This is a genomic window from Streptomyces sp. NPDC058375 (genome assembly GCF_042723425.1).
Lineage (GTDB): Bacteria > Actinomycetota > Actinomycetes > Streptomycetales > Streptomycetaceae > Streptomyces > Streptomyces durocortorensis.
Genome location: NZ_JBHXJG010000379.1, coordinates 1 through 4,832, shown reverse-complemented (window position 1 = coordinate 4,832; position 4,832 = coordinate 1). Strand labels below are relative to the sequence as shown.

Here is a 4,832-nt window from a genome sequence, read left to right as displayed (position 1 = left end):
TGGCCGTGCTGCCCAACGCTGTTCCCGCCCCGGCCGGTCCGCCCGCCGACCCGGCCGCCCGCCGCCCGCATAGTGGTACAGTGCGATGAGCACATGTGCATGCCCCTCCTCTTCGGGCACCGGTGCTGATTCCTCTCCACCGCTGTCGCGCCCGTCCTTTCCGACCGGCGATCCAGCTCCTTCCCAGCGTTTTCGCTGTCTCTCCGGCCCAGGGCCTCTGTGCCCCGGGTGCGTGGCGTGATGATCCGCCGCACCTCCGAAACGCCGGTCCCTTCATTCGCCTGTCCGCGAAAGGACCCCTCCCATGACCACCACACTCGAACGCCCCGTAGCCCGGGAGCAGCGCCCCGTCCGGGTCGCCGGCCTCCTCGACACCACGGACAACGGACACGGCGTGCTCCGTGTCCACGGCGGCCACCCGTCCCCCGACGACGTCCAGGTGTCGTCCGCCCTGATCCGCCGGCACGGGCTGCGCAAGGGCGATGCCGTCGAGGGCGGCTGCGACCGGCCGCGCGTCCTGTCCTCGGCCGACCGGGTGAACGGACGCGCGCCGGAGGCCCTGCGGGGCCGTGCCCGGTTCCACGACCTGACGCCGGTCCACCCGCACGAGCGGCTGCGGCTGGAGACCCCGATCGGCGGGCCCGCACCGCGCGTCGTCGACCTCGTCTCGCCGGTCGGCAAGGGCCAGCGCGGCATCGTCGTCGCGCCGCCCCGCACCGGAAAGACGGTGCTGCTCCAGCAGATGGCCGCCGCCGTCACCGCCAACCACCCCGAAGCGCATCTGATGGTGGTCCTCCTCGACGAACGGCCCGAGGAGGTCACGGACATGCGCCGCTCGGTACGCGGCGAGGTGTACGCGTCGACCTTCGACCGGCCCGCCAAGGAGCACATCGCGCTCGCCGAACTCGCCGTGGAGCGCGGCCGGCGCCTCGTCGAGCAGGGCCGCGACGTGGTGATCCTGCTGGACTCCCTCACCCGGCTGTGCCGGGCCCACAACAACGCGGCCCGCGCGGGCGGCCGGACCCTGAGCGGCGGTGTCGACGCTGCGGCGCTCACCGGCCCCAAGAAGCTGTTCGGCGCGGCCCGTTGTGCCGAGGAGGGCGGTTCGCTGACCATCCTGGCGACGGCCCTCGTGGAGACGGGTTCGCGGGCCGACGACTTCTTCTTCGAGGAGCTGAAGGGCACCGGCAACATGGAGCTGCGGCTGGACCGCTCCGCCGCGGAGTCCCGGATCTTCCCGGCCGTCGACATCACCCGTTCCGGCACCCGTCGCGAGGAACTCCTCTTCACACCGGGCGAGTTGGCTGCCGTACGAGCGCTGCGCCGCGCCCTGAACACGCGGGACGGCCAGGAAGCCCTTCAGGTGCTGCTCGACCGGATCCGGCGCACCCCGGACAACGCGGCCTTCCTGCGGCAGGTGCTGCCGACGGTGCCGGGCGCCTGAGCCCGGCCCCGGTCGGCGGCCCGGCTCCTATGCTCCGCCCAGCGCTTCGGAGACCAGCGCCCGGGCCTCCTCCTGGACCTGGGCGAGGTGGCCGGGGCCCTGGAAGCTCTCCGCGTACACCTTGTAGACGTCCTCGGTGCCCGAGGGGCGGGCTGCGAACCAGGCGCTGTCGGTGCAGACCTTGAGGCCGCCGATCGGGGCGCCGTTGCCGGGGGCCTCGGTGAGGACGGCGGTGACGGGCTCCCCGGCCAGGGTGTCGGCCTTGACCTGCTGCGGGGAGAGCTTCGCCAGGACGGCCTTCTCCTCGCGGGTGGCGGGGGCGTCGATGCGGGCGTAGGCCGGGTCGCCGAAGCGGGCGGTGAGCTGCCCGTAGTGCTGGGAGGGCGTGGAGCCGGTGACGGCGGTGATCTCGGAGGCGAGGAGGGCCAGCAGGATGCCGTCCTTGTCCGTGGTCCAGACCCGGCCGTCGCGGCGCAGGAAGGAGGCCCCGGCGGACTCCTCGCCGCCGAAGCCGAGGCTGCCGTCGTAGAGGCCGTCGACGAACCACTTGAAGCCGACCGGGACCTCCACCAGGGTCCGGCCGAGGTCCTGGGCGACCCGGTCGATCATGGACGAGGAGACCAGGGTCTTGCCGATGCCGGTCCCGGCGGCCCAGCCCTCGCGGTGGGTGTAGAGGTAGTCGATGGCGACGGCGAGGTAGTGGTTGGGGTTCATCAGCCCGCCGTCGGGCGTGACGATGCCGTGCCGGTCGGCGTCCGCGTCGTTGCCGGTGGAGATGGCGTACGCGTCGCGCTGCTCGATGAGCGAGGCCATGGCGTGCGGCGAGGAGCAGTCCATGCGGATCTTGCCGTCCCAGTCCAGCGTCATGAACCGCCAGGTGGGATCGGCCAGCGGGTTGACGACGGTGAGGTCGATCCGGTGGCGCTCGGCGATCCGCCCCCAGTAGGCGACGGACGCGCCGCCGAGCGGGTCGGCGCCGATCCGGATCCCCGCGTCCCGTACGGCGTCGAGGTCGAGGACGGACGGCAGGTCGTCGACGTACGCGGTCAGGAAGTCGTGGCGGCGGGTCGTGTCGGCGGCCAGGGCGCGGGCGTACGGGATCCGGCGGACCTCCCCGAGTCCGGACTCGATCAGGGCGTTCGCCCGGTCCTGGATCCAGGAGGTGGCGTCGGATGCGGCCGGCCCCCCGTTCGGCGGGTTGTACTTGAAGCCGCCGTCGGCGGGCGGGTTGTGCGACGGGGTGACCACGATGCCGTCGGCCAGGTGCTCGGTGCGCCCCTGGTTGTACGTGAGGATGGCGTGCGAAACGGCCGGGGTCGGGGTGTAACCGTCCTCGCTGTCGATGAGGACGGTGGCCCCGTTGGCGGCGAGCACCTCCAGGGCGGTCACCCGGGCGGGCTCGGAGAGCGCGTGGGTGTCCGCGCCGAGGAAGAGGGGCCCGTCGGTGCCCTGCCGGGCGCGGTAGTCGCAGATCGCCTGGGTGGTCGCGGCGATGTGGTCCTCGTTGAACGCGGCGGCGAACGCGGAGCCCCGGTGGCCGGAGGTGCCGAAGGCGACCCGCTGGGCGGGTTCGGCCGGGTCGGGGTGGAGGGCGTAGTAGGCCGTCACCAGCCGGGCCACGTCGACCAGGTCTGCGGACTGTGCCGGGTGACCGGCCCGTTCGTGCACCATCGGGTCTCCTCGTACGTCTTCGTCGTCGGCCGGCCCGCGGGGGGACGGGCCCGGCGCACCGGGGAAACGATCACCCCGGTCCATACCCGATTCTGCTCTCTCGACCGCCCTGGCGTGCGACCGGTTCACGCCTTCCTCGTGTCGTTCACCGGCCGGGGCGGCATCGTGCCCCCGGTCATCGGTGGACCGGGGACACGGGAGCAGTGCGGGCCGGAGATTCGGGAGCCGTACGGACCGGAGGGCGCGGAGCCGTACGGCTGGGGCTCAACGGCCCTGGAGAGCCTTCACGTTGTCGCCGAAGGTCCAGCCCTTGGAGCCGTCCCAGTTCAGCGACCAGGTCATCAGCCCCTTCAGGGAACCGTTGTAATGGTTCCAGGCCTGTGCGACGAGTCCGGTGGACATGTGGCCGCCGCCCGCTCCGACCTGGGCGGGGAGGCCGGGGACCTGTTTGTCGTAGGGCACCTTGATGGTGGTGCCCTGGATGACGAGCCCGTTGTTCAGGCAGTCGGTCTGGGCGGTGAAGCCGGCGACGGTGCCGGCGGAGTAGGAGTCGCCGGAGCAGCCGTACATGCTGCCGTTGTAGTACTGCATGTTCAGCCACCACAGGCGGCCGTTGTCGGCGTACTTCTTGATGATGGGGAGGTATGAGCCCCAGATCGATCCGTAGACGACGCTGCCGCCGGTGACGTACGCCGTCTCGGGGGCCATGGTGAGGCCGAAGTTCGAGGGCATCGCGGCGAGGACGCCGTCGATGATGCGGATGAGGTTGGCCTGCGACGGGGACAGCTGGTTGATGTCGCCGGAGCCGACGAGTCCGGTCTCGATGTCGATGTCGATGCCGTCGAAGTTGTACTTCTTCAGGATCGGGACCATCGTCTCGACGAACCGGTCCGCCACCGCGCTGGAGCTGAGGTCGATCCCGGCCGTGGCTCCGCCGATCGACATCAGGGTGGTCAGGCCGGAGGCCTTGGCCTGGCACATCTCGGCGGGGGTGGCGACCTTGACGGTGCTGTCCATGCCGTCCTCCCAGAGGACGGTGCCGTCCGAGCGGATGACGGGGAAGGCCGCGTTGATGACGTTGTAGCCGTGCTGGGTGATGCGGGAGTCGGTGATCGGGATCCAGCCGAGCGGCGGATGCACGCCGTTGGCCGCGCCGTCCCAGTTCTCCCAGTACCCCTGGAGCACCTTGCCGGTGGGCTTCGACTTCACCGCGCAGGTCTCGGCAGCCGCGGCGCGCGGCTCCACGGTCTTCGGCGGGGCGGCTCCGACCAGCATCGGTACGACGAGCGCCGCGGCCAGGCCGAGGCCCAGCAGTCGGGATGTCCTTCGCATGTCGCGTGTCCTTCCTGCCCGGGTCCGCAGCCGCACGAAAGGTTCGCACGACTCCGCCCATGTCGTGACCCTGCCAAAACGTAGAATGGTCCAGACCTACGGTCAAGAGGTCTGGACCAAATCGTCGAGGTGGCGGCCTCCGTGACGGCGCGTGACCTGACGGAGGGGCGGGCAGCGGCTCCGTTCCGTACTCACCGAACAGTCCGCCCGCCGACTGCCGGTCCTGTCAGGCGGGCCTTGCCGGGTGACGGTGCATCGGGGACGGAAAGGCACGCCACGCTCGCCCGCGCCTTCAGAGATTCCCGTACAATGTGACCGCTCTACGCCCCGTTCGCCCCCTGAAAAGGTTGCAGCACCGCTTGAGATGCGATAAGCCGACCATAGC

General features: G+C 71.2%; 3 protein-coding genes. 1 reads left to right on the top strand and 2 read right to left on the bottom strand.

All coding sequences use genetic code 11. The features are described from left to right. Window positions 1-304 precede the first annotated feature (304 nt). Window positions 305-1,444, top strand: a complete 1,140-nt coding sequence (gene rho, locus ACFWM7_RS33645; protein ID WP_383268132.1) for a transcription termination factor Rho — start codon at window positions 305-307, stop codon at window positions 1,442-1,444. Between the two features lie 27 nt (window positions 1,445-1,471). Here rho and pgm read toward each other — a convergent pair whose 3' ends face one another. Together pgm and ACFWM7_RS33635 are read right to left on the bottom strand one after the other, a co-directional pair. Continuing rightward, window positions 1,472-3,115: a phosphoglucomutase (alpha-D-glucose-1,6-bisphosphate-dependent) gene (gene pgm, locus ACFWM7_RS33640; protein WP_383268129.1), complete on the bottom strand. Its 1,644-nt coding sequence runs from the start codon at window positions 3,113-3,115 to the stop codon at window positions 1,472-1,474. A gap of 264 nt (window positions 3,116-3,379) precedes the next feature. Beyond that, complete coding sequence (locus tag ACFWM7_RS33635) at window positions 3,380-4,447, bottom strand: chitinase (protein WP_383268126.1); 1,068 nt, start codon at window positions 4,445-4,447, stop codon at window positions 3,380-3,382. Window positions 4,448-4,832: the final 385 nt, after the last annotated feature.

Coding starts and splice junctions, on each gene's coding strand:
- ACFWM7_RS33635 (WP_383268126.1), bottom strand. CDS start 4,447: ATGCGAAGGACATCCCGACTGCTGGGCCTCGGCCTGGCCGCGGCGCTC.
- rho (WP_383268132.1), top strand. CDS start 305: ATGACCACCACACTCGAACGCCCCGTAGCCCGGGAGCAGCGCCCCGTC.
- pgm (WP_383268129.1), bottom strand. CDS start 3,115: ATGGTGCACGAACGGGCCGGTCACCCGGCACAGTCCGCAGACCTGGTC.